The organism is Stenotrophomonas sp. 14P6.2.3 (assembly GCF_057799055.1).
The window spans coordinates 17,754-41,736 of the sequence record NZ_JBYOLA010000003.1; the positions used below are offsets into that span (position 1 = coordinate 17,754).

20 protein-coding genes and 10 tRNA genes are annotated in these 23,983 nt (G+C 65.2%); 23 read left to right on the top strand and 7 right to left on the bottom strand.

Translation table 11 applies throughout. The annotated features are described in order from the left end of the window. Positions 1-4: 4 nt before the first annotated feature. The 3 genes from phoR to AC27VL_RS03505 form a co-directional block, all read right to left on the bottom strand. Positions 5-1,336, bottom strand: coding sequence for a phosphate regulon sensor histidine kinase PhoR (gene phoR / locus AC27VL_RS03495; RefSeq protein ID WP_089239075.1), 1,332 nt, complete (start codon positions 1,334-1,336; stop codon positions 5-7). Positions 1,337-1,441: 105 nt separating this feature from the next. After that, positions 1,442-2,131, bottom strand: coding sequence for a phosphate regulon transcriptional regulator PhoB (gene phoB / locus AC27VL_RS03500; protein WP_089239076.1), 690 nt, complete (start codon positions 2,129-2,131; stop codon positions 1,442-1,444). 116 nt (positions 2,132-2,247) lie between these two features. Further along, on the bottom strand, positions 2,248-3,894 hold the full coding sequence (locus tag AC27VL_RS03505; RefSeq protein WP_457853220.1) for a M48 family metalloprotease: 1,647 nt from the start codon (positions 3,892-3,894) through the stop codon (positions 2,248-2,250). Positions 3,895-4,040: 146 nt separating this feature from the next. Here AC27VL_RS03505 and grxC point away from each other — a divergent pair, with 146 nt between their 5' ends. From grxC to AC27VL_RS03535, 6 genes are all read left to right on the top strand, one after another. Then, positions 4,041-4,331 (top strand): glutaredoxin 3, encoded by a 291-nt coding sequence (gene grxC, locus AC27VL_RS03510; RefSeq protein WP_025878124.1) that lies wholly within the window; start codon positions 4,041-4,043, stop codon positions 4,329-4,331. Beyond that, positions 4,328-4,720 (top strand): carboxymuconolactone decarboxylase family protein, encoded by a 393-nt coding sequence (locus AC27VL_RS03515; RefSeq protein WP_049458126.1) that lies wholly within the window; start codon positions 4,328-4,330, stop codon positions 4,718-4,720. Before grxC ends, AC27VL_RS03515 begins: the two co-directional genes overlap by 4 nt. Before the next feature lie 379 nt (positions 4,721-5,099). Next, positions 5,100-6,104: an isocitrate dehydrogenase gene (locus tag AC27VL_RS03520; protein WP_089239080.1), complete on the top strand. Its 1,005-nt coding sequence runs from the start codon at positions 5,100-5,102 to the stop codon at positions 6,102-6,104. Between the two features lie 182 nt (positions 6,105-6,286). Beyond that, positions 6,287-7,030 (top strand): cysteine hydrolase family protein, encoded by a 744-nt coding sequence (locus tag AC27VL_RS03525; protein ID WP_100551671.1) that lies wholly within the window; start codon positions 6,287-6,289, stop codon positions 7,028-7,030. A 53-nt stretch (positions 7,031-7,083) separates the two neighbouring features. Then, positions 7,084-7,992 carry a LysR family transcriptional regulator gene (locus tag AC27VL_RS03530; protein WP_100551672.1) on the top strand — a complete coding sequence of 303 codons (909 nt, stop codon included), beginning with the start codon at positions 7,084-7,086 and terminating at the stop codon, positions 7,990-7,992. A 26-nt stretch (positions 7,993-8,018) separates the two neighbouring features. Beyond that, positions 8,019-8,780: a sulfite exporter TauE/SafE family protein gene (locus tag AC27VL_RS03535; protein ID WP_100551673.1), complete on the top strand. Its 762-nt coding sequence runs from the start codon at positions 8,019-8,021 to the stop codon at positions 8,778-8,780. A gap of 4 nt (positions 8,781-8,784) precedes the next feature. Here the strand turns inward: AC27VL_RS03535 and AC27VL_RS03540 are convergent, their stop codons facing one another. Both AC27VL_RS03540 and AC27VL_RS03545 read right to left on the bottom strand, forming a co-directional pair. Continuing rightward, a complete protein-coding gene (locus AC27VL_RS03540) occupies positions 8,785-9,417 on the bottom strand; it encodes a flavin reductase family protein (RefSeq protein ID WP_100551674.1) in 633 nt (210 codons plus the stop codon). Positions 9,418-9,512: 95 nt separating this feature from the next. Beyond that, positions 9,513-10,271, bottom strand: a complete 759-nt coding sequence (locus AC27VL_RS03545) for a Bax inhibitor-1/YccA family protein (RefSeq protein WP_346559893.1) — start codon at positions 10,269-10,271, stop codon at positions 9,513-9,515. A gap of 182 nt (positions 10,272-10,453) precedes the next feature. Between AC27VL_RS03545 and AC27VL_RS03550 the strand changes: the two genes are divergently transcribed. The 17 genes from AC27VL_RS03550 to AC27VL_RS03630 all read left to right on the top strand — a co-directional run bounded on the left by AC27VL_RS03550 (position 10,454) and on the right by AC27VL_RS03630 (position 21,655). Beyond that, positions 10,454-10,530: transfer RNA gene (locus tag AC27VL_RS03550), tRNA-Pro, on the top strand. A gap of 38 nt (positions 10,531-10,568) precedes the next feature. Beyond that, positions 10,569-10,645: transfer RNA gene (locus tag AC27VL_RS03555), tRNA-Arg, on the top strand. A gap of 173 nt (positions 10,646-10,818) precedes the next feature. After that, a tRNA-His gene (locus AC27VL_RS03560) sits at positions 10,819-10,895 on the top strand. A 79-nt stretch (positions 10,896-10,974) separates the two neighbouring features. Next, positions 10,975-11,050 (top strand) — tRNA-Lys (locus tag AC27VL_RS03565). A gap of 149 nt (positions 11,051-11,199) precedes the next feature. After that, positions 11,200-11,275 (top strand) — tRNA-Lys (locus AC27VL_RS03570). A gap of 471 nt (positions 11,276-11,746) precedes the next feature. Beyond that, positions 11,747-12,076, top strand: a complete 330-nt coding sequence (locus AC27VL_RS03575) for a hypothetical protein (protein ID WP_488765558.1) — start codon at positions 11,747-11,749, stop codon at positions 12,074-12,076. Between the two features lie 123 nt (positions 12,077-12,199). Continuing rightward, positions 12,200-12,284 (top strand) — tRNA-Leu (locus tag AC27VL_RS03580). 191 nt (positions 12,285-12,475) lie between these two features. Continuing rightward, positions 12,476-13,771 carry a trigger factor gene (gene tig, locus AC27VL_RS03585; protein WP_099819176.1) on the top strand — a complete coding sequence of 432 codons (1,296 nt, stop codon included), beginning with the start codon at positions 12,476-12,478 and terminating at the stop codon, positions 13,769-13,771. Between the two features lie 76 nt (positions 13,772-13,847). Further along, a complete protein-coding gene (gene clpP, locus AC27VL_RS03590) occupies positions 13,848-14,474 on the top strand; it encodes an ATP-dependent Clp endopeptidase proteolytic subunit ClpP (RefSeq protein ID WP_025878142.1) in 627 nt (208 codons plus the stop codon). Positions 14,475-14,600: 126 nt separating this feature from the next. Next, complete coding sequence (gene clpX / locus AC27VL_RS03595) at positions 14,601-15,890, top strand: ATP-dependent Clp protease ATP-binding subunit ClpX (protein ID WP_089239110.1); 1,290 nt, start codon at positions 14,601-14,603, stop codon at positions 15,888-15,890. Positions 15,891-16,032: 142 nt separating this feature from the next. After that, entirely contained in the window at positions 16,033-18,486 is a 2,454-nt protein-coding gene (gene lon / locus AC27VL_RS03600) for an endopeptidase La (RefSeq protein ID WP_089239112.1), read from the top strand. Between the two features lie 218 nt (positions 18,487-18,704). Then, positions 18,705-18,977, top strand: coding sequence for an HU family DNA-binding protein (locus AC27VL_RS03605; RefSeq protein ID WP_004146343.1), 273 nt, complete (start codon positions 18,705-18,707; stop codon positions 18,975-18,977). Positions 18,978-18,988: 11 nt separating this feature from the next. Next, positions 18,989-19,063 (top strand) — tRNA-Val (locus tag AC27VL_RS03610). Between the two features lie 25 nt (positions 19,064-19,088). Continuing rightward, positions 19,089-19,165 (top strand) — tRNA-Asp (locus tag AC27VL_RS03615). A gap of 89 nt (positions 19,166-19,254) precedes the next feature. Further along, positions 19,255-19,331: transfer RNA gene (locus tag AC27VL_RS03620), tRNA-Asp, on the top strand. A gap of 107 nt (positions 19,332-19,438) precedes the next feature. Next, positions 19,439-19,515: transfer RNA gene (locus tag AC27VL_RS03625), tRNA-Asp, on the top strand. 184 nt (positions 19,516-19,699) lie between these two features. Then, a complete protein-coding gene (locus AC27VL_RS03630) occupies positions 19,700-21,655 on the top strand; it encodes a peptidyl-prolyl cis-trans isomerase (RefSeq protein ID WP_488765562.1) in 1,956 nt (651 codons plus the stop codon). 364 nt (positions 21,656-22,019) lie between these two features. On the opposite strand, the gene AC27VL_RS03635 is transcribed toward AC27VL_RS03630, so the two are convergent. Together AC27VL_RS03635 and gloB are read right to left on the bottom strand one after the other, a co-directional pair. Continuing rightward, the gene (locus AC27VL_RS03635; RefSeq protein ID WP_488765564.1) at positions 22,020-23,222 is read right to left on the bottom strand and encodes a lytic transglycosylase domain-containing protein; all 1,203 of its coding nucleotides are present in this window, start codon (positions 23,220-23,222) and stop codon (positions 22,020-22,022) included. Continuing rightward, the gene (gene gloB / locus AC27VL_RS03640; RefSeq protein WP_100551680.1) at positions 23,219-23,983 is read right to left on the bottom strand and encodes a hydroxyacylglutathione hydrolase; all 765 of its coding nucleotides are present in this window, start codon (positions 23,981-23,983) and stop codon (positions 23,219-23,221) included. The genes AC27VL_RS03635 and gloB overlap by 4 nt, the downstream gene beginning before the upstream one ends.

A 23,983-nucleotide genomic window follows, 5' to 3' on the forward strand; every position in this document is an offset into this window, starting at 1 on the left:
GGCGTCATTCTTCGAAGGAGGTCAGGGGGGCGGATTCACGCGGTCGCACGTGGTCGGCATCGAAATGGCAGGCGAACACCGAGCCCTTGCCGACCTCGCTGTCGATTTCCAGGCGTGCGTGGTGCAGACCGAGGATGTGCTTGACGATCGACAAGCCCAGGCCGGTGCCGCCGCTTTCGCGTGAGCGGCTGCTGGAGACACGGTAGAAACGTTCGGTCAGGCGCGGCAGGTGGGTGGCAGGAATGCCGTAGCCGGTGTCACGCACCGCCAGCACCACGCCGTCGCCCTCGCGGCGGAACTCCACCGCGATGCGGCCACCGGCCGGGGTGTAGCGCACCGCGTTGGTGACCAGGTTGGAGAAGGCGCTGTGCAGTTCCTTGGTCGAACCCTGCAGGTCCACGCCGGCCAGGTCGTCGATGCTGATCTGGTGGCGGCCCTGGCTGTGCGCCTCGGCTTCGCGGCGCAGCGTGGCCAGCATGGGCTGCATGGCCACCGTCTCGGCTTCGCTGTGTTCCTGCGATTCCAGCCGCGACAGGGTCAACAGGTCCTCCACCAGCTGGGCCATGCGCTGGCTTTGCTTGCGCATCTCTTCCAGCATCGGTCCGGTTCCCGGGAAATCCTCCGGGTCCATCATGTCCAGGTAGCCGTGGACCACGGTGAGCGGGGTGCGCAGTTCGTGTGAAACGTTGGCCACGAAATCGCGGCGCACCTGTTCCAGGCGCAGCAGCTTGCTGACGTCGCGGGCGATCAGCAGCCAGTAGTCGGACGAATAGGGAATCAGGCGCAGGTTCAGGCGGATCGCAGGATCGACCGGCGAGGGCACGTCCAGGATCGGTTCGGCGTTGCGGCCACCGGCCAGCCAGTGGGCAAGCGGCATCGGCTGCAGGCGTTCGACCAGGGCTTCACCCAGATCGCCGGGATGGTGCAGGCCGAGCAGCGCCGTGGCCGCTTCGTTGAACCACTGTACGCGCTGGCTGTTGCGGTCCAGCACCACCACGGCGTCGGGCAGCGCGGCCGCTGCAGCGCGATAGCTGCGCAGCATGTCCAGCAGGCGCCGCTTGCGCACGCGCATCTCGACCTGGTTGCGGTACAGCAGGCGGTCCAGCTCGTTCCAGACGCCGGTGCCTTCGGCGGCGGTGTCCCAGCGCTGGCGCGCGGTCAGCCGGCGCAGCACGCGGCGCAGCCGCCAGTAATGCCAGACCAGCGTCGCCAGTGCCGCCAGCGCGATGCACAGCCACAGGTGGCCAGTGAACCATCCGACCAGACCGGCCAACAGCAACACGATGGCCACGGTGGCCAGTGTCTTCAACCAGGCAGAGCGGATGTGGCGGGGCATTGCGGTCTCGTCGTGGGTTGCGGCGGTTCACGCAGGTGAACCGAGGGTTATAGCAGAGTTGCCGACGCCGGCACCGTGGGGTGCACGGCGCCGGCACGACGAGGCTCAGGTTGCGGTGGAGAAGCGGTAACCGGCACCGCGCACGGTCTGCACCATGTTCTCGGCGTTGAACGGTTCCAGCGTCTTGCGCAGTCGTCGGATGTGCACGTCGATGGTGCGTTCTTCCACATACACGCTGCCGCCCCACACGTGGTCCAGCAGCTGCGCACGGGTGTACACGCGCTCAGGATGGGTCATGAAGAAGTGCAGCAGGCGGTATTCGGTCGGGCCGATCGGCACCGGCTGGTCGTTGGCGAACACGCGATGGGCGGCGCCGTCGATGCGGATCGAGCCCACGGCCACGCTGCCGTCCTCGTCATCGTCGCGGGCGCGGCGCATGACCGCGCGGATCCGGGCCAGCAGTTCGCGCGCCGAGAACGGCTTGACCACGTAGTCGTCCACACCGGCTTCGAGGCCGCCGACACGGTCGTTCTCTTCGCCGCGCGCGGTCAGCATGATGATCGGCACTTCGCGGGTCAGGGTTTCCTTGCGCCAGCGCCGTGCCAGGTCCAGGCCGCTGGTGCCGGGGAGCATCCAGTCCAGCAGGATCAGGTCGGGGACGCGGTCGGCGATGGCGGTCTGGGCCTCGCGGGCGTCACCGGCGTGGACAGGTTCGTAATCGCCCTTGCGAAGGGCGAAGGCGACCATTTCGCGGATCGCGGGCTCGTCATCGACGATCAGGATGCGTTTCTGCACGAGGGCACCGTAGGGCTCAGTTACTGGAGTGGTGCCAGTAGACTACGGTTTGATGACATGTTTGTGACTGCCTGGCCGGCATCTGGCATTGCTGCCATCTGCCGGTCATGCCGTGCTCAGCGGCGGTCCAGGTCCGGGTCCTGTACACCCTGCCGGCGCAGCTCGAGTACGGTGGGGGTGATCGACTCGATTCGCGCATCCACCCGGGCCCGGCCGACGTAGTCCAGGGCGGGGTTGCGCTTGAGTGCCTGCAGCTGCATCAGGGCCTGTTCGGGGCGCCCGCCCAGGAACGCTGCCTCGGCATAGGCCTCGCTGGCGCGGACACTGTCACCGGCCAGTTCACTGGCGCGGGCGTAGCGCTGCTGGAAGACCGGATCGTTACCGCTTTGCGACAGCAGCGGACGCAGCATCGCCTGCGCGCGCTGACCCGCGGCCTGGCCGCCTTGCTCGTTCAGGATCTCGGCATAGGTCAGGGCCACCGGCCGGCTGTTGGGGTGCTCATGCAGCAGCTGCTCGAAGCGCGCATTGGCCTGGGTGGATTGGCCGGTGCGCGATTCCGCCTCGGCCAGGGCCAGGGCGACCCAGAGGCTGTCCGGGTGGGTCTTCAGCAGGTCGGTCAACGTCTGCCGGGCCTCGCTGGCGCCGCTGCGGCCGCCGCGCATGCTGGCCAGTGCCTGGCCGTAACGCTGGGCGTCGTCCAGGCCGTCCTTCTGCCGCCGCGCAAGATCGGCGTACTCGCGCTGCAGTTCGGCCGGGCTGTCGGCGCTGAGTACGCGCAGGCGCTCGCGGGCCCAGTTGAAATCACCACTGGCGCCGCGGCTGAGCTGGCCGATCGGCACCCGCAGCACGCTGCCGGGCAACAGCGGGTTGATGCCGCGCAGCAGCGGATCGCCCAGGGTCGGGTCGGCCGGATCCACCCGTTCCCTGCGCTCGCCGCTGGGCGTGCGCGTGGTCAGCAGCACCGTGTCCTTCTTCATCTGTTCGGCGCGGGCCTTGGCCTCGCTGATGCGGGTGGTGTTGACCGGATGGGTGCGCAGGAAGTCCGGAACGCTGTAACCGCCATCATTGCCGCGCATCGCCGAGGACATGCGCTCGAAGAAGCCGGCCATCGCATCCACATCGTAGCCGCTGCGCGACAGCGTGCGGATGCCCAGCCGGTCGGCCTCGGATTCATTGGAGCGGGTGTAGTCGATCTGCCGTTGCTGCATCAGGCCCATGCCCGAGCTGATCGCCGCCATGGTGGCGTTGCCCGAGGAGGAACTGTTGCTGGCCTGGGCGGCAACCACCGCCGCCAGCATGCCCAGCAGGATCGGAATCTGGTCGCGCTGGGCGCGCTCCACCCCGCGCAGCACGTGCTGCTGGGTGACGTGGGCGATTTCGTGCGACAGCACCGCCGCCACCTCGTCCTCGCGCTCGGCCGTCAGCACCAGGCCGGCATTGACGCCGATGTAACCGCCGAGGGTGGCGAAGGCATTGATCTGGCGGTCCTTCATCACGAAGAACGTGTAGGGCTGACGCGGCTGGTCGCTGTTGGAACCGAGGCGGGTGCCCATGGTCTGCAGCCAGTCGTTGACCAGCGGATCGTCCAGCAGGTAGCCGTAGTTGCGCAGCTCGCGCAGCATCATCGCGCCGTACTCGGCCTGGCGGGCCGGGGTCAGCAGTTCGCCCGCCGAGGAACCGATGTCCGGCAGCTTCTCCTGGGCCTGCGCCAGCGGGGCAGCCAGGGCCAGGGTGAGGGCAGCGGTGAGCAGCAGGGGTCGCAAGCGGTCGATTCTCGGGCAGAGTCTGCCCAGCGTGGCAGGGCAGGGGGCAACCATTCGTTAATCAATCCACAGTGTTGCGGGCGTGGCGTGGAAATTCCAGCGCACCGGTACCATATATGGACCGTCGATCCATCGTGGAGTTTCCCGTGACAGCCCAGTCCGCCGGCGCTACCCCCGCCATCACCATCTATTCCACCGCCGTCTGCCCTTACTGCGTGGCCGCCAAGAACTTCCTCAAGAGCAAGGGCCAGCAATGGACCGAGGTCCGCATCGACCTGGATCCGGTCGAGCGCGAGAAGATGATGGCCAAGACCCGCCGTACCAGCGTCCCGCAGATCTTCGTGGGCGACGTCCACGTTGGCGGCTACGACGACATGATGGCCCTGCATCGTGAAGGCAAGCTCGAGCCGCTGCTGGCCGGGCAGGGCCAGGCATGAGCGCGGCCGACGACGGCAGCAAGGACCGGATCGCCGAGTTCACCGATTTCCGCAAGCGCATGAATGAACGCATTCTGGGCGAGCCGAACCAGGTGGTGCGCCGCTTCTTCGCGCTGGACACGCAGACCTACCAGGCCGGTGCGCTGGACGTGAAGACCAAGGAGCTGCTGGGCCTGGTGGCCTCGATGGTGCTGCGCTGCGACGACTGCATCAGCTACCACGTGGCCCAGTGCAAGGACGCCGGGGTGACCCGTGAAGAGTTCTTCGAAACCTTCTCGGTGGGCCTGGTGGTTGGTGGCTCGATCGTGATCCCGCACCTGCGCCGGGCCGTGGACTTTCTCGACCAGCTGGAAGGCGGCGGCGCCGCCCCGGCCGCGCACGAGCACTGAGCCCGACGAGCGCCGGGAACCGGGACCTTGCGCCCTTCCCGGTGGTGCCGGCCAGCGGCCGGCACTACCGCCCGCGCGCAGGGGCCTTCCCCGCGATCTCCCTGACCAGGAGCCCCCTTGTTGTTCAAGGGGGCGCGCCGGTAGGCGCGGGGATAAGGTGGAATGCGCGGGCAAGCCGCAGAGCGGTTTGCAGGGGCGCGCCGACAGGCGGGGGTAGAGGTGGAATGCGCGGGCAATTCTGCCTGAGCCGGGACTGGGACCATGGTCTATTTGGGACCTCGGCCCCGGCTCAGGCATAATTGCGGGTGAAACTTCCTTTGCGCCGGCGTTTCCGGGCACGTCCGGACGGCGTTTTTCCCCCTGTTCGGAACATCGATCAATGACGCAGAAAATTACGGTCATCCGCGGCGACGGCATTGGCCCGGAAATCATGGACGCCACCCTGTTCGTGCTCGACCAGCTCAAGACTGGCCTGGAGTACGAAGACGCCGACGCCGGCCTGGTGGCTCTGGAGAAGCACGGCGATCTGATGCCGGCGGTGACCCTGGAATCGATCGCGCGCAACAAGGTCGCGCTGAAGAGCCCGCTGACCACGCCGGTCGGTGGTGGCTTCACCTCGATCAACGTCAGCCTGCGCCGTCACTTCGACCTGTACGCCAACGTGCGTCCGGCCCACACCTTCCCGAACACCAAGTCGCGTTTCGACAACGTCGACCTGATCACCGTTCGTGAGAACACCGAAGGTGCGTACCTGGCCGAAGGCCAGGAAGTGTCGGCCGACGGCGAGACCGCTTTCTCCGGCACCCGCATCACCCGCAAGGGCTCCGAGCGCATCGTGCGTTACGCCTTCGAGCTGGCCCGCAGCACCGGCCGCAAGAAGGTCACCGCCGTGCACAAGGCCAACATCATCAAGTCGACCTCGGGCCTGTTCCTGGCCGTGGCACGCGAAGTGGCGGCCAAGTACCCGGACATCGAGTTCCAGGAAATGATCGTCGACAACTGCTGCATGCAGCTGGTGATGCGTCCGGAACAGTTCGACATCATCGTCACCACCAACCTGTTCGGCGACATCATTTCCGACCTGTGTGCCGGTCTGGTCGGCGGCCTGGGCCTGGCCCCGGGTGCCAACATCGGCGAGAACGCGGCGATCTTCGAAGCCGTGCACGGCACCGCGCCGGACATCGCCGGCCAGGGCAAGGCCAATCCCTGCGCCCTGCTGCTGGCAGCGGCACAGATGCTGGACCATGTCGGCCAGCCGGAAAATGCCGAGCGCCTGCGCAAGGCCATCGTGGCCACGCTGGAAGCCAAGGATTCGCTGACCGGCGACCTCGGCGGCACCGGCAACACGATGGGCTTCGCCAAGGCGATCGCCAGCCGCCTGTAAGCAGCGGCTCGACCTCGGTCGGATCCACAGCGGGGCGCCTTCGGGCGCCCCGTTGCGTTTCACCACCTCCACAAAAACTGATCTGTGCACGTTTCGCACAGATCGTGTGCTCGGATGCGGCTGGTTCGTGCGTTCAACGCTCCTCATCCTGTGCCGACTTTCCCTCGCACAGGAGCTTGACCATGAACCTCGCTGCTTTCGGCCTGGCCAGCCTGATCGGCATGGCCGCCACCACCCCGGCGGCCGCCGCCGGGTCGTCCCATCCCACCATCCGACATATGGCCGGCGCCCCGGCTGCCACCTCGCTCGACGCAGCGAAGACGGCCGTGCTGGTGATCGACTTCCAGAACGAGTATTTCGATGCCAGCGCCTCAGCCGGTTTCGCCGGTGGTCGCATGGTCATTCCCGATGGCGTGGCGGCCCTGCGGCAGACGCGGCGCGTGGTCGACTTCGCTGATGCCAACGGCATCCGCGTGATCCATGTGCAGCACGTGCTGCCGGCTGGCGCGCCGCTGTTCGCCGAGGGCAGCGTCAACGCGGCGTTCCACCGTGACATGCGGCCGCGCAAGGGCGAGACCGTGGTGCAGAAGGACAACGTCAGCGTGTTCGCCGGTGCCTCGGCAGCGGTGCTGGACAAGGCGCTGAAGGACGCCGGTATCGACACCCTGATCGTCACCGGCCTGCAGACCCATGCCTGCGTTGCCGGTGCTGCACGTGATGCCGCTGCGGCGCCGCGCGGCTATCGGGTGATCGTGGCCTCCGATGCCTCTGCCAGCCGTGATCTGGATCTGGCCAATGGCGGGAGCATCGGCCATCGCGCATTGCATGAAGCGTCGCTGGCGCAGATCGAGGATGCCTTTGGCGATGTCATGAGCACCTCGGCGATCCTGGCCCTGCCGGTGCGCAAGGCCGGCGGCGACGCTTGATAAGCTGGCGGGGTCCGCAGCCAGCGGGCCCCGCCGACTGGAGTCACCTCCCGATGGATCATTTCGCCGCCCTGCGAGCTTTGCGCGCGATCGTCGATGCAGGCAGTTTCACTGCCGCCGCCGAGCGGCTGGATACTACTCATTCGGCGATGTCGCGGCAGTTGCGTCAACTTGAAGAGCACCTGCAGGTGCGGCTGCTGGATCGCAACAGCCGGCGGTTGTCGCTGACCGAGGCCGGGCGCGACTACTACCGCGAGGCGGTGGCGCTGCTTGACCGGCTGGAGGCTGCCGATGACCGCGCGCGGGCCGGCCAGGCCCAGCCCAGCGGGCGCGTGCGGGTCAGCGTGCCGCAGGTGGTCGCCAGCCAGGAATTGCCGCATTGGCTGCCTGGCTTCCTGGCGCGCTATCCGCAGGTGGCGCTGGAACTGTCGGCCGACGATCAGCTGGTCGATGTGGTCGGCGGTGGCTTCGATCTGGCCCTGCGCATCGCACCATCCTTGCCAGACAGCCAACTGGTCGCCCGTGAACTGGCGCGATGCCCGCGCATCCTGGTTGCGGCTCCGGCCTACCTCGCCCGGCATGGGCTGCCTCGACAGGTGGCCGATCTGCAGAACCACACGTTGTTGGCATTCAACCCGGTTGCTGCGATCACGCCGTGGCAGCTGCACGGGCCGCGCGCTGCCATCGTCAGCGTGGAAGCCGGTCAACGACTACGCGTGGACGCCACGCCGGCACTGTATGCGGCCGTGCTGGCCGGCATGGGCATCAGTCTGTTCACCGCGCTCACCGTGCAGGAAGACCTGCGCGCTGGCCGGTTGATCCGCGTGCTGCCCAGCTGGCACGGTGGCACGCGCTGCTATTTCGCGCTGTATCCCCATGCGCGTGCGCTGGCGCCGAAGGTGCGCGCGCTGGTCGATCATCTTGCCGCGCATTACGCTGCAGCGTCGGGTGCGGCAGGGTAGTCGCACGGCAGCGGTGAGGAGTGGGGATGGAGTCGGTGTATCTGCTGGTCGCGCTGGGTGCGATCGTCGCGGGGTTCGTACAGGGCCTGTCGGGTTTCGCGTTCGGCATGGTCGCGATGTCGTTCTGGGCGTGGGGGCTGGATCCCCGGCTTGCGGCGACGCTGTCGGTGTTCGGCGCGCTGGTCGGCCAGTTGCTGGCGGTGTTCACCGTGCGCCGTGGCTTCAACCTGCGCCTGCTGCTGCCGTTCGTGCTCGGCGGGTTGGCGGGCATTCCGCTGGGCGTGCTGGTGCTGCCACAGCTGGACATGGTCTGGTTCAAGGCGCTGCTGGGAGGATTCCTCGCGCTGTGGTGCCCGGTGATGCTGATGGCGCGTTCGTTGCCACCGGTCACCGTGGGTGGTCGGGTTGGCGACGCATTGGCCGGCATGGCTGGCGGCGTGCTCAGTGGCATCGGCGGCTTCGCCGGGCCGGTGCCGACGCTGTGGAGCACGCTGCGTGGCTTCGGCAAGGACGAGCAGCGCGCGGTCATCCAGAACTTCAACCTGGCGATGCTGGCGGTGACCATGGCCACCTATGTCGGTACCGGCATGGTGACCCGGCAGATGCTGCCGTACTTCGCCATCGTCGCGCCGGCGATGCTGGTGCCAACGCTGCTGGGGGCGAGGCTGTATGTCGGTATCAGTGAAGCGCGTTTCCGGCAGATCGTGCTGGGGCTGTTGACGGCCTCCGGCGTTGCCATGCTGGCCTCGTCGTTGCCGTTGCTGCTGTCCCGTGGGGCGGCGGGATGAGGCCTCAGGCGGGCCGCAGCATGCGGAAGCGTTGCTCGGCAGTGATCCGGAAATAGTCGGCCGGTCCGCCGCCGCGCAGGATGGTGTCGCTTGCTGCAGTGTCGTAGATGCCGTCGACGAGCAACCGCGTATCGATATGCACGGCGACCACTTCTCCCAGTACCAGCCAGCCATTGGTGTCGTTACCGGCCGCATCACGCAGGCGCACGATCTGCGTGCAGCGGCACTCCATGCTTACCGGGCTCTGCGCCACGCGCGGCGGTGCAACCTGCTCCGATGGCAGTGGTGTCAGCCCCGCCAATGCGAACTCGTCCACTTCGGGCGCGACTGCGCGGCAGCTTTCGTTCATTGCCTGGGCCAGATCGAATGTGGCGAGGTTCCAGACAAACTCGCCGGTGGCTTCGATGTTGCGCAGCGAATCCTTGCGCCCCTGGCTGCTGAAACCAATGATCGGCGGCGTGTAGTTGAAGGCGTTGAAGAAGCTGTAGGGCGCCAGGTTCACATTGCTGTCGGCGTCACGACTGGAGATCCAGCCAATGGGGCGCGGGCCGATGATGGCGTTGAACGGATCATGTGGCAGGCGATGGCCGTCGGCCGGGCGATAGCTGTGGAAGCGGGGAGGGAGGGTGTCTGCCATGGGTGTGTTTCCGGGGGAGTCGAGCGTGCTCGACGCTACAAAAAAGGCCGCGATCCCGACGGATCGCGGCCTTGTCGTTTACGGCATGACCAGGATCAGCGTTGCTGGATCTTCGACAGCAGGCGCAGGAACTCCACATACAGCCAGACCAGGGTCACCATCAGGCCGAATGCGCCATACCATTCCATGTACTTCGGTGCGCGCTGGGCTGCGCCGGTTTCGATGAAATCGAAGTCCAGCACAAGGTTCAGCGCAGCAACCACCACCACGAACAGGCTGAAGGCGATGCCCCAGCCGCTTGAGGAATGGATCAGCGGCACCTGGATGTTGAAGAACGACAACACGAACGAAGCCAGGTACAGCAGGGCGATGCCGCCTGTGGCAGCGACCACGCCGAGCTTGAAGTTCTCGGTGGCCTTGATCACGCCGCTGCGGTAGGCAATCAGCAATGCGAACAGGGTGCCGAAGGTCAGCAGCACCGCCTGGAAAACGATGCCCGGGAAGCGCAGTTCGAACAGCGCGGAAATCGCACCCAGGAACAGGCCTTCCACCAGCGCATACATCGGCGCGGTGACCGGCGACCACTCCTTCTTGAAGATGGTGATCAGGGCCAGCACCAGGCCGCCGATCGCGCCGCCCATGGCGTACATCTTGGCGCCGGCCATCACCTGGCCATAGTCGTCCACGCTCTGGTTCCAGGCGAAGGCGGCGGTCAGCACGGTCAACAGCAGCAGGAGGCCGGTCTTGTTGACGGTGCCGTTGATGGTCATGGCCTGGTCGGGGCTGGTCACCACCGAGCCACTGGCCAGATCGAGGAAGGTCGACTCGGAAAGAGCCGGGTTGCCGCTGCGCATGCGAGGTCTCCGTGCGAAAAGGGGGGCGATTCGGCCATCCGGCCGATGGCTGCGAGCATAGCCGATGGCTGCGTAAGCTGTGGTCATGGCGGGGTGGGGCAGGGATTGCGCGTTGACAGTTCGCACGACGCTTGGCCACAATGGCCAGCTCCCCGGGTCCACGCCCGAGGGGATTGCAACACCGGGGTATAGCGCAGTCTGGTAGCGCGCCTGCTTTGGGAGCAGGATGTCGGGGGTTCGAATCCCTCTACCCCGACCAATCCACGTCACGTCGGATTGGACGCCGTTCCGGTTCGGGCGCCCGTAGCTCAACTGGATAGAGCACCGGCCTTCTAAGCCGGCGGTTACAGGTTCGATTCCTGTCGGGCGCGCCATTGGTGCGGCACCGGAACGTAGCTGGCGGATGTGAAGAAGTGCTTGCAAAACCCTGGCGACTCCACCAGAATGTCGGACTCGCTTCGGCGGACCGGAACTTCGGTGACAGTCCTCGGGCAACGTATCAAGCGTCAACGTCGGCAGTATCGACGGTGAAGCGAAAGTTTCAGTGGTGGCTGTAGCTCAGTTGGTTAGAGTACCGGATTGTGATTCCGGTGGTCGGGGGTTCGAATCCCCTCAGCCACCCCACTGATTCAACCGCGTCGGCAGCGCCGAAACGGTATTGCAATAAACAGAGTGCACGCTACAATGTGCGTCTGAGTTTCAAGGGCTGTTAGCTCAGTTGGTAGAGCAGTTGACTCTTAATCAATAGGTCCAAGGTTCGAATCCTTGACAGCCCACCAAGACAGAAGCCATCGGGTCCGCCCGGTGGCTTTTTTCTTCAGATGTAACCCTTCGCGATGGATCGCCGGTTGCAGTGCTTGTTTCAACCAGGTTGAAGAAAGTACTTGCAACGCCCTCGCGGATCGGGTCATAATTCGCCCCCGATTTCGGGCTGTTAGCTCAGTTGGTAGAGCAGTTGACTCTTAATCAATAGGTCCAAGGTTCGAATCCTTGACAGCCCACCAGACGAAAGCCACTTGGTCCGCCAAGTGGCTTTTTTCTTTATGTTTCCGCTGGCGTGGAGCCGGCTGGAGGATAGCCCCCTTGAGTCAAGGGGGCGCGGCGAAGCCGGGGGATGTGGGTGTTGGAGAGAGGGGCCCGCGCGATGCGCAGCAGCGCGTGGGGCGGCAGCGCGAATGCGCAGCCGCGTCCCCAAGGTTCGAATCCTTGACAGCCCACCAGACGAAAGCCACTTGGTCCGCCAAGTGGCTTTTTTCTTGCCTTCGACACCACTGGTAGGTCCGCGCCCTGCGTGGATGAAGGCTGTACGAAACGCGCAATCCACGCATGGCGTGGATCTACTGAAGCACGGCTGAAATCAGCGTCAAATGCGTCATCGGCATGTTCAATGCTGTGAGCTGCTTCTCACCGGTTGCCATCGGCATCGCTCCCAATGGGTGTTCCGCGCCGAAGGCGCATGCATGAGGAATGCTTTGATGGCCATTAACAGGACTGTGGGTCTGATGCTGTCCGGCCTGACGGTGATCGTGCTGTCAGGTTGCAGGGCGGACGACGCCGCCACTGCCGGGGCAGCGCCGGATCACGCGCGGACGGTGGAGCGCGCTGCGGATGTCGAGCATGTGCCCGCGCAACCGGTCGACACGGCGATGGCAATGCGTCCGGCCCAGGCAACGGGGGAGGGGGTGCCTGCGGAGACGGTTGAAATGAAGCGCCCTGAAGACGGCGCGACGCTTGAGGCCCGCCAGCGCGATGCTGCGGTGGGCAGCGACGGTGCGGCGTCCGGGCAGGTGCAGCCCGCGCATTGATCCGGTGGCCCGGGTCGGCACCCGCCGCCCGGGCCGCTTTCTCCATCAAATTGCGTATTCAGTTTTGTGGAAGCCTTCCGCTTTCCGCCCCCGCCTGCAACAATGAACGCCTGAGCCGGCCACGCGAAAGTGGCGGAATTGGTAGACGCCCTGGATTTAGGTTCCAGTGCCGCAAGGCGTGGGGGTTCGAGTCCCCCCTTTCGCACCAGGCCGGCCCGTCCCCCGCCCAGTCGGGCATTCCGCGTCAACCCCTGCGCCCCGCCATGCTGGCGGCGCCGCCCGAATTGGGCGAAACTAAAGGGCTGCGGCAAGCAGGCGCGTCATCGACGTCGTGTCCTTACAACCGTTTCATCCATCATCGAGCCGGGGGCCAGGGCGCCACCGGTGGCAGGAGTCAACATGCAAGCTTCGATCGAAACCATCGGCAACCTGGAACGCCGCCTGAGCTTCTCGCTGCCGGAAGACCGTCTGCAGAGCCACATCAACGGCCGCCTGGGCGAAATCGCCCGCACCACCCGCATCAAGGGTTTCCGTCCGGGCAAAGTGCCTGCCAAGGTGATCGAGCAGCGCTTCGGTGCGCAGGTCCGTGGCGAGGCGCTGGACGGCCTGCTGCGCGAAACCTTCGACGCCGCCGTGCGCGAGCACGACCTGCGCATCGTCGGCAGCCCGCGCATCGACAAGGGTGACGAGGGCGAGTTCTCCTTCGTGGCCACCGTCGAAGTGGTGCCGGACTTCGGTGACATCGACGTCAGCAAGCTGACCGTCGTGCGCCACACCGCCGAGATCACCGATGCCGACATCGACCAGATGATCGAGAACCTGCAGACCCAGCGTCGCAGCTGGTCGCCGGTCACCCGTGCCGCGCAGGACGGCGACCTGGTCGCACTGGAAACCTGGTCGCAGGCCGGTGACGAGCGCCTGCCGGCGGAAGGCACCGAGAAGGGCAGCATCGTGCTCGGTCAGGGCATGATGTTCGAGACCATCGAGCAGGGCCTGGTCGGCCTGGCCAAGGACGAAGAGAAGACCCTGGACGTCGAGTTCCCGGCTGACTGGCGCGTGCCGGCGCTGGCGGGCAAGACCGTGCAGGTCACCGTCAAGGTCACCGACGTCTCCGAGCCGGTCGTGCCGGCGGTCGATGAAGCCTTCATCAAGAGCTTCGGCGTGAAGGGCGGCGACGTCGAGCAGTTCCGCAGCGACATCCGTGCCAACCTCGAGCGCGAGCTGAAGGGCGCGCTGATGAACCGCCTGCGTCGTGAAGTCGGCGAGCAGCTGATCGCGGCCTACGCTTCGGTGGAAATGCCGCCGCGCCTGGTCGAGAACGAAGCCCGCGCCATGCTGGCCCAGCAGGTCGAGCAGATCCGCCGCAGCGGCCGCAACCCGGGCGAGATCCCGGCCGACGCCCACGAAGGCTTCAAGGACGCTGCTGCCAAGCGCGTGCTGGTCGGCCTGGTGGTCGGCGAAGTGGCCCGCAGCAACGACCTGCGCCTGGAGCCGAAGCGTCTGAATGAAACGATGCGTCTGATCGCTTCGACCTACGAAGAGCCGGAGCAGGTCATTGAGATGTACCGCAACGACCCCCAGCTGATGTCTGGCCTGCAGAACCGCGTGATGGAAGAGCAGGTGATCGACTGGATCGCCGAGCGCGCCCAGCACACTGAAGAAAAGCTGTCGTTCCAGGACGCGATCCGCCAGTAATCCCTGGCGGATTGCCGGATACCCCGCGCCAGCCCTGGCGCGGGGGTGTTTCCCCCCAAGATAGGTACCTCACGAAATGGACAACCGAACCAAAGCCCTGAACATGGTTCCCATGGTGGTCGAGCAGACCAGCCGCGGCGAGCGTGCCTACGACATCTATTCGCGCCTGTTGAAGGAGCGCCTGATCTTCCTGGTTGGCCCGATCGACGATCACATGGCCAACGTGGTGGTGGCGCAGCTGCTGTTCCTGGAAGCGGAAAACCCGGAAAAGGACATCAGCATCTACATCAACTCGCCGGGTGGCGTGGTCACCGCCGGTATGGCGATCTACGACACCATGCAGTACATCAAGCCGGACGTGAGCACCATCTGCGTCGGCCAGGCCGCCTCGATGGGCGCGCTGCTGCTGGCTTCCGGTGCGGCGGGCAAGCGCTATGCGCTGCCGAACTCGCGGGTGATGATCCACCAGCCGCTGGGCGGCTTCCAGGGCCAGGCCACCGACATCGACATCCACGCACGCGAGATCCTGACCCTGCGCGCGCGCCTGAACGAAGTGCTGGCCAAGCACACCGGGCAGTCGCTGGAGACCATCGCGCGTGATACCGAGCGCGACAACTTCAAGAGCGCGGTCGATGCGGTCGCCTACGGCCTGGTTGACCAGGTCCTGGAGCGTCGTCCGGAAGAGTCGATCCAGGCCGGCTGACCGGCACTCACGGGGCCATGGCAGGCCCCGTTCCTGCAGGGTCGGGTGGACTGATGTCCCTCCGGCCCTGTGTTATTCTCGAATCGAACCCCCGTTCAGCGGGTGGCGTAACTGGGTAAGCGAAGCATGAGCGAAGACCGCCAAGGTCGTTCCACGGACACCGGCAAGATCCTCTACTGCTCTTTCTGCGGCAAGAGCCAGCATGAAGTGCGCAAGCTGATTGCCGGTCCGAGCGTGTTCATCTGTGATGAGTGCGTGGAGCTGTGCAACGACATCATCCGTGAAGAGCTTGAGGAAAAGGCGCAGTCGGCACGCAGTTCGCTGCCCAAGCCGCGCGAGATCCTCGAGGTGCTCGACCAGTACGTGATCGGCCAGAACCGCGCGAAGCGGACGTTGGCCGTGGCCGTGTACAACCACTACAAGCGCATCGAGAGCCGCCAGAAGAACGACGAAGTCGAGCTGGCGAAGTCGAACATCCTGCTGGTCGGTCCGACCGGTTCGGGCAAGACCCTGCTGGCCGAGACCCTGGCCCGCCTGCTCAACGTGCCGTTCACCATGGCCGACGCCACCACGCTGACCGAAGCCGGTTACGTGGGCGAGGACGTGGAGAACATCATCCAGAAGCTGCTGCAGAAGTGCGACTACGACGTCGAGAAGGCACAGCAGGGCATCGTCTACATCGATGAAATCGACAAGATCTCGCGCAAGAGCGAGAACCCGTCGATCACCCGCGATGTGTCCGGCGAAGGCGTGCAGCAGGCCCTGTTGAAGCTGATCGAAGGCACCGTGGCCAGCGTTCCGCCGCAGGGTGGCCGCAAGCACCCGCAGCAGGAATTCCTGCAGGTGGACACCAAGAACATCCTGTTCATCTGCGGCGGCGCGTTCGCTGGTCTGGACAAGGTGATCCAGCAGCGTTCCAACGACTCCGGCGGCATTGGCTTCGGTGCCAAGGTGAAGAGCAGCGAGCGCAAGCAGGAAGTGGGCAAGGTGCTGGCCGAAGTCGAGCCGGAAGACCTGATCAAGTTCGGCCTGATTCCCGAGTTCGTGGGCCGCCTGCCGGTGGTCGCGACCCTGGAGGAGCTGGACGAGCCGGCCCTGATCCGCATCCTGACCGAGCCGAAGAACGCCATCACCAAGCAGTTCAAGAAGCTGTTCGAGATGGAAAACGTGGAACTGGAGTTCCGTCCGGACGCGTTGTCGGCCATCGCCAAGAAGGCGCTCAAGCGCAAGACCGGTGCCCGTGGCCTGCGTACCATCGTCGAATCGGTCCTGCTGGACACCATGTACGACCTGCCGTCGCAGGAAAACGTCAGCAAGGTTGTCGTGGATGAATCGGTGATCGAGCACAAGTCCGAGCCGTACCTGATCTACCAGACCCCGCCGGCCCCTGAACAGAAGGCCGCTGGCGCCGAATGATTCTTTCAACTTGTTGAATAGAAAGAATTTTCTCGGAACGTCTTGCATCTGAAAGCCGATGGCCCCATAACGGGGCCATCGGCTTTTTTTGTCTCCGGAAGATGCCCTCCCGGAGACGGTTTTCCCCTTCCCTGGAGCCCCCATGGCCCGTTCCCCAAGTGAGACCCTCGACCTGCCGGTCCTGCCGCTGCGCGACGTAGTGGTATTCCCGCACATGGTCATCCCGCTGTTCGTCGGCCGCGACAAGTCCATGCATGCGCTGGAACAGGCAATGGAAGCGGACAAGCGCATCCTGCTGCTGGCGCAGAAGTCGGCCGAGACCGATGACCCGCAGGCCGCCGACCTCTACCAGGTCGGCACCCTGGCGCAGGTGCTGCAGCTGCTGAAGCTGCCCGACGGCACCATCAAGGTGCTGGTCGAAGGCCTGTCACGCGTGCAGGTGACCAGCGTCAGCGAGCGCGATGGATCGCTGCACGGCCAGGCCGTCGAAATCGACGCCACCGATGCACGCGAGCCGCGCGAGATCGAGGCCATCGCCCGCTCGCTGATGTCGCTGTTCGAGCAGTACGTCAAGACCAACCGCAAGCTGCCGCCGGAGCTGCTGCAGACCCTGGCCGGCATCGATGAGCCGACCCGCCTGGCCGACACCATCGCCGCGCATATCAGCGTGCGGTTGTCGGACAAGCAGCGCCTGCTGGAAACGCTGGCCGTGGGCGAACGCCTGGAGATGCTGGTCGGTCTGGTCGACGGCGAGATCGACGTGCAGCAGATGGAAAAGCGCATCCGCGGCCGCGTGAAGTCGCAGATGGAAAAGAGCCAGCGCGAGTACTACCTCAACGAACAGATGAAGGCCATCCAGAAGGAGCTGGGCGACCTTGACGACGCGCCGGGCGAACTGGAAGAGCTGGCGCGCAAGATTGCCGAAGCGGGCATGCCCAAGCCGGTGGAAACCAAGGCGCGCAACGAGCTCAACAAGCTCAAGCAGATGTCGCCGATGTCCGCCGAAGCAGCGGTCGTGCGCAACTACCTGGAGTGGCTGCTGGGCGTGCCGTGGAAGAAGCGCAGCAAGGTGCGCAAGGACCTCAAGGCCGCGCAGGACACCCTCGATGCCGATCACTACGGCCTGGAGAAGGTCAAGGAACGCATCCTTGAATACCTGGCGGTGCAGTCGCGTGTGAAGCAGATGAAGGGCCCGATCCTGTGCCTGGTCGGACCGCCGGGCGTGGGCAAGACCTCGCTGGGCCAGTCCATCGCCAAGGCCACCAACCGCAAGTTCGTGCGCATGTCGCTGGGCGGCGTGCGCGACGAAGCCGAGATCCGTGGCCACCGTCGTACCTATGTCGGTTCGATGCCGGGCCGCATCGTGCAGAACCTCAACAAGGTTGGCAGCAAGAACCCGCTGTTCGTGCTGGACGAGATCGACAAGATGTCGATGGACTTCCGCGGCGATCCGTCTTCGGCGCTGCTGGAAGTGCTCGACCCCGAGCAGAACAACGCATTCAACGACCACTACCTGGAAGTGGACCTGGACCTGTCCGAAGTGATGTTCGTGGCCACCTCGAACTCGCTCAACATTCCGGGTCCGCTGCTGGACCGCATGGAAGTGATCCGCATCCCCGGTTACACCGAGGATGAGAAGCTCAACATCGCCACCCGTTACCTGGCTCCCAAGCAGATCAAGGCCAATGGCCTGAAGCCGGAAGAGCTGGAGATCGGCAGCGATGCGATCCAGGACATCGTGCGCTACTACACGCGCGAATCCGGCGTGCGCAACCTGGAACGCGAAATCGCCAAGATCTGCCGCAAGGTGGTGAAGGAGATCGCGCTGGGTGGACCGCAGCCGGTGGCGAAGGCGAAGAAGGGCGCGCGCAAGTCCAAGGCGCTGGTGAGCGTGTCCAGCAAGAACCTGGACAAGTACCTGGGCGTGCGTCGCTTCGACTTCGGCCGCGCCGAAGAAGAGAACGAGATCGGCCTGGTCACCGGCCTGGCGTGGACCGAAGTCGGTGGCGATCTGCTGCAGATCGAATCGACGCTGGTACCGGGCAAGGGCCAGCTGATCCTGACCGGCCAGCTCGGCAACGTGATGAAGGAATCGGCGTCGGCGGCGTTGTCGGTGGTGCGTTCGCGTGCCGAACGCTTCGGCATCGATGCGGACTTCCTGCAGAAGCACGACGTGCATCTGCATGTGCCCGATGGTGCGACACCGAAGGATGGCCCCAGCGCCGGTGCGGCAATGGTGACCTCGCTGGTGTCGATGCTGACCAAGGTGGCTGTGCGCGCCGATGTGGCGATGACCGGCGAAATCACCCTGCGTGGTCGCGTCACTGCGATCGGCGGCTTGAAGGAGAAGTTGCTGGCTGCCCTGCGCGGCGGAATCCGCACGGTGATCATCCCTGATGAGAACCGCAAGGATCTTGCCGACATTCCGGCCAACGTCACCCGCGATCTGGAGATCGTGCCGGTGAAGTACATCGACGAAGTGCTCGATCTGGCGCTGGAACGTCCGCTGGCACCCAAGAAGACGCGCAAGAGTGCGCAGCGCGTCACGGTGCGCAGCAAGGCCAAACCGAGTGGAAACGCGCGCGTCAAGCATTGATGCGTCCTGTCGAAATGCTTGAAACCCGCGTCGTTGCTGGCTTTCCAGCTTGCGTGGGGGTAGGGCCGCTGGTATAAAAGCAGCACTCGCGAATGAGTGATCGCAGTCAGCGCTCACTGAATTCGGCGAACCGTTTCCACATGGCAACCGCATGCAGACGTCGTGCGGTTGCTTCCCTGTCGAATACGCGGAACCCACCGCCAAAGGAGTTGTAAAGAATGAACAAGACCGAATTGATCGATGCCGTTGCTGAAGCTGCCGACCTGACCAAGGCCGAGTCCAGCCGCGCTGTCGATGCCGTCGTTGCTGCCGTCACCAAGGCGCTGAAGGACGGCGATGCGGTCACCCTGGTTGGCTTCGGTACCTTCCAGGTCCGCGACCGTGCTGCCCGCACCGGCCGCAACCCGAAGACCGGCGACACCATCAAGATCGCTGCTTCGAAGAATCCGTCGTTCAAGGCTGGTAAGGCCCTGAAGGATGCTGTAAACTAAGCGGCTCGCTGGGGTGCTTAGCTCAGCGGTAGAGCGTCTCCTTTACACGGAGAGGGTCGGGGGTTCGAAACCCTCAGCACCCACCACAGCACCGCGGTAAGTTTGAAATGTGGAGCGGTAGTTCAGCTGGTTAGAATGCTGGCCTGTCACGCCGGAGGTCGCGGGTTCGAGTCCCGTCCGCTCCGCCATTTTCAACGAGGCCCCCGGCCGAAAAGCTGGGGGCCTTGTTTTCTCTCCAACCACCCGGTTGCAGAGAAAACAAAGAGGTCTGCAATACGGAGCGGTAGTTCAGCTGGTTAGAATGCTGGCCTGTCACGCCGGAGGTCGCGGGTTCGAGTCCCGTCCGCTCCGCCATTGCAAAACTCTTAAATCCTCGTGAAAAAACTTTGAAAAAAGTGTTCAGCGGGGTAGGTTTTCAGGAAGTCTTCGGATATACTGAGCGCCTGCAAAGTTTCAAGCGCGGAGCGGTAGTTCAGCTGGTTAGAATGCTGGCCTGTCACGCCGGAGGTCGCGGGTTCGAGTCCCGTCCGCTCCGCCAACTCTAAGAGCCCTCGACGCAAGTCGGGGGCTTTTTCTTTGCGTCGTTTTCATCGTTTGATGCGCGCGATCGTGTCGATCGCCTGGCCAGGATGGCGCCAGGCCCCGTCGGCACTGCTTTTGGTCCACGCCGCGAAGCGGGTTACACTGCCGGGCTCGCCAATCAAGCCTTGTGATTCCTCACCATGCTGCAGAAACTCCGCGACAAGACCTCAGGCTGGATCGTTACCGTGATCCTGGGGCTGCTGATGATTCCGTTCCTGTTCGTGATCGACAACAGCTACCTCGGTGGCGTCGGCGCACAGAACGTAGCCAAGGTTTCGGCACCGCCGACCTGGTGGCGCTCGGCACCGTCCTGGTGGCCGGTGCGCATGATGTGGCAGCACCATGAGATCAGCGCACAGGATTTCCGCACCCGTTTCGAGCAGGAACGCATGCGCGAACGCCAGCAGCAGGGCGAGAACTTCGACCCGCGCGCGTTCGAAAGCACCGAGAACAAGCTGGCGGTACTCGACCAGTTGATCGACGAGCAGGTCGTGCGCCTGGTCGGTGAGCAGGCCGGTGTCGTGATTGGCGACGGCGCTGTGCGCGAATACATCACCACCATTCCGGGCTTCCTGGGCGCCGACGGCAAGTTCAGCGAGAGCAATTACCGTCTGGCCCTGGCCGGTGGCAATCCGCCGCGCACGCCGACCCAGTTCCAGGAACTGGTACGTGAGAGCCTGCAGCAGTCGGTGATCCCGTCGGGCCTGCAGAACTCCGGCTTTGTCACCCAGGCCGAGACCGAGCGTCTGTTGAAGCTGCTGGGCGAAACCCGCGATGTGGAACTGGCCGCGCTGCCGGAAGTTCCGGTTGATACCGCGCCGGTGACCGACGCGCAGATCAAGCAGTGGTACGACAGCCATGGCAAGGATTTCCGCCAGGCCGAATCGGTGTCGCTGGAATATGTCGAGCTCAATGGTGCGAACCTGCCGGCGCCGACCGCGGCCGACGAGGCGACCCTGCGCAAGCGCTATGAAGACGAGAAGGCCAAGTTCACCACGCCGGAACAGCGCCAGGCGGCGCATATCCTGATCACCGGCGACGGTGCTGAAGCCAAGGCCGCCAAGTTGGCTGTCGAAGCAAAGGCGGCAGGTGCCGACTTTGCCGCGCTGGCCAAGGCGAACTCGGAAGATCCCGGTTCCAAGGCGCAGGGCGGTGACCTGGGTTGGGTGGAACGCGGCGCGATGGTCAAGCCGTTTGAAGACGCACTGTTTGGCGCCAAGGCCGGTGAAGTGATCGGCCCGGTCAAGACCGACTTCGGCTTCCACATCATCAAGGTCGCTGCGGTTCGTGGCGGCCAGGGCAAGTCGTTTGAAGAAGTGCGTGACACCCTGGCAGCCGAGCAGCTGAAGGCCGACGGTGAGCGTGGCTTCAACGATCTGGCAGGCCGCCTGGTCGATGCCATCAACAAGAGCCCGAGCGACCTGGCCGCAGCCGCCAAGGACGTCGGCCTGCCGATGCAGACGCTGGGCCCGATCACGCGCACCACCGCCACCGGCATTGCCGCTGATCCGGCCGTGCTGCGTGCTGCCTTCTCCGACGTCCTGGTGCAGGACGGTACCGCCAGCGATCCGATCGCCCTGGGTGGCAGCAGCAACCACAGCGTGGTGATCCGTGTTGCCGCGCATACCCCGGAGCAGGCGATGCCGCTGGACAAGGCACGTGAGCAGGTGATCGCCGCGATCCGTGCGGACCGTCAGCGCCAGGCCGGTGACAAGGCCGCTGATGCCCTGCTGGCCAAGCTGAAGGCGGGCGCGACCCTGCAGTCGCTGGCTGCCAGCGAGAAGCTGCAGCTGAGCCCGATGCCGGGCCTGCCGCGCAGCCAGCCGGTGCCGACCCCGGAGATCAACCGCGCGATCTTCAGCGCCCCGCTGCCTGCCGAAGGCAAGCCGAGCTACGGCAAGATCGACGTCAACGGCCATGCACTGGTCTTCGCGGTGAACAAGGTCAACCCGGGCGACATCAAGGAAGTGACCGCCGAACAGCAGAAGCAGTTGAAGGACCAGCTGAGCCAGATCGACGGCATGGCTGCTGCCAAGGCGTACATCGACGCGATGCGCAAGAGCTTCCTGGTGCAGACCACCGAAGCGAACCTGTAAGCCTCTGGCGAGCAGGAACGAAAAGGCCCGGCATTGCCGGGCCTTTTTTTGTTGTCGCAACCACGATCAAACCGTGACCTGCGCGATGAGTGCCGACCAAGGTCGGCCGCTACCAGAAGCGAAGCGACCTGCTCCTGCCCCTGCTCTTCATCTTCTGATCCGTGGGTGCCGCCAGAATTTGTCCGCGGCCGGGCAGGTGGGCTGCGCAGGGGCGTGAGCCGCATGGATGCGGCGACCGAGCTTACAGGGATGTACTTGCAGCGGCCCCTGCGCAGCCCGCCTGCCCGGCCGCATACGAGCGATCCGGGCACCTGCGAGGGGCTCCGCCGTTGGCCGTGAACCGCGCGGCAGCGCCGCGCCGACCTCAGTCTTCGACGCGCAGAACCGCGCCTGGCTTCAGCACGCTGCTGCCGCTCAAGCCGTTCAGCGACAACAGTGCCTTCACCGGCATGCCGTAGCGACGGGCGATGGTCCAGGCCGATTCGCCGTTGCGCACGGTGTGGCGGCGGTTGCGCGGGCGATCAGCAGCCGACGCGACCACCTTTGCCACCTGCGGGCTCGGCGCCGCGCTGGCGGTGCTGGCCAGTGCGGTGGCAACGGCCGTGCTGGCGATGTCGGCAACGTTCGCGTTGGACGCTGAGACCGGGGCCAGCACGCGGGCCGTGCCCGTCGGGCGGTTGCCGGCGGCCAGTGCCGGATTCAAGCGGGCGATCTTCGCCGGGTCCAGGGCGCGCTGGGCGGCCCACTGCTGGACGCTGGTGCCCGCCGGCAGGGTGTGGTCCTTCAGCACCGGGACGGTGCGGTCCAGCGAGGCCATCACGCCCGGCTGGTCTTCCACGTCTTCCAGCACGCAGGCCAAGGCATGCAGCTTCTCGACGTAGGCGTGGGTGACCGGCGACAGACCGGGCAGGCCGGCCGGCTTGGCGTTCTGCGCGTTCATGCCGGCCTTGCGCATGGACTGCAGCACGCGGTACTCGCCGGCGTTGTAGGCCATGGTGGCCAGGCGCCAGTCGCCACCGAACATGCCATGCAGGGTCTTCAGGTAGCGCACGGCGGCCTGGGTGGACTCCACTGCAGACAGCCGGCCGTCGTAGTTGTTGCTCATCGGCACGCGATGGTTGCGGGCAGTAGTGGCGATGAACTGCCACAGGCCGGTCGGGCCGCTGCCGTTGCGGGCATTGGGCCGGTAGCCGCTTTCGACGAAGGGAATCAGGGCGAATTCGGTGGGCAGGTTGGCTTTGCGCAGCTCTTCGACCACATAGCCGAACAGCACCAGCGCGTCATCATCCTGGTTGGCCAGCCGCGAAGGGGCGTGGGCGAACTGCTTCTGCCAGCGCGGGCTGGTGGCCTCGGCGTCACAGGTGGGTTCGGCCAGGCCGTCGCGGAAGCTGGAGAAGATCTCCTGGCCGTTGCGGACCGATGCGGCCGGCAGCGTTGACGGATCCAGCGGCAGGGCCGAGGCGGCGGTCAGGTTCTGGCTGATGCCGGCGCCCAGCGATTGTGCGCCGGCAGTTCCGGCCAACCCCAGGACAAGGCCCAGGGCCAGCGGCAGACTTCGGCGACTCATGCGCGGAAGCCGTCTTTCCAGTGCCGGAGACCGGCCATGACGTCGACGTCGTCCACGACCTCGCGCCCCAGGTGCGCCGACACGGCCGCGCGGATGGGCGCAGTGTGGGTACGCAGGAACGGATTACAGGCAATTTCATCGGCCAGGGATACTGGCAGGGTGGAACGGTCATCGCGGCGCATGGCCAAAGCCTCCTCTTGGCGCTGCAACAAGGCAGCGTTGGCGGGGTCGACATGCCGCGCGAAGACGGCATTTGACACGGTGTACTCGTGAGCGCAACACAGCAGCAGTTGCGCGGGCAGGGCACCCAGCTTGCGCATCGATGCCAGCAGCTGGGACGGCGTACCTTCGAACAGGCGTCCACAGCCCAGGCTGAACAACGAATCTCCGCTGAAAAGCTGTTCAGCGGTGTGAAACGCGATGTGGCTGCGGGTGTGCCCGGGGACGGATAGTACGTGGAACATCTGGCCCAGTGCCTGAACACGTTCACCTTCGCCGACCCGCTCGGTGGCCATCGGGATGCGCTCTTCGACCGGTGCGACCACGCGCACGCCAGGGAAACGCGCCTGCAGCGCCGGCACGCCACCGATGTGATCGTCGTGATGATGGGTGAGCAGGATGGTGTCCACGCGCACGCCTTGGGCAGCCAGCGCCAGTACCGGCGCAGCGTCGCCGGGATCGACGACCACGGCAGCACCGTCGTCGGCGATCAGCATCCAGATGTAATTGTCCGCAAATGCGGGCAGGGCAGTCAGTCGCAT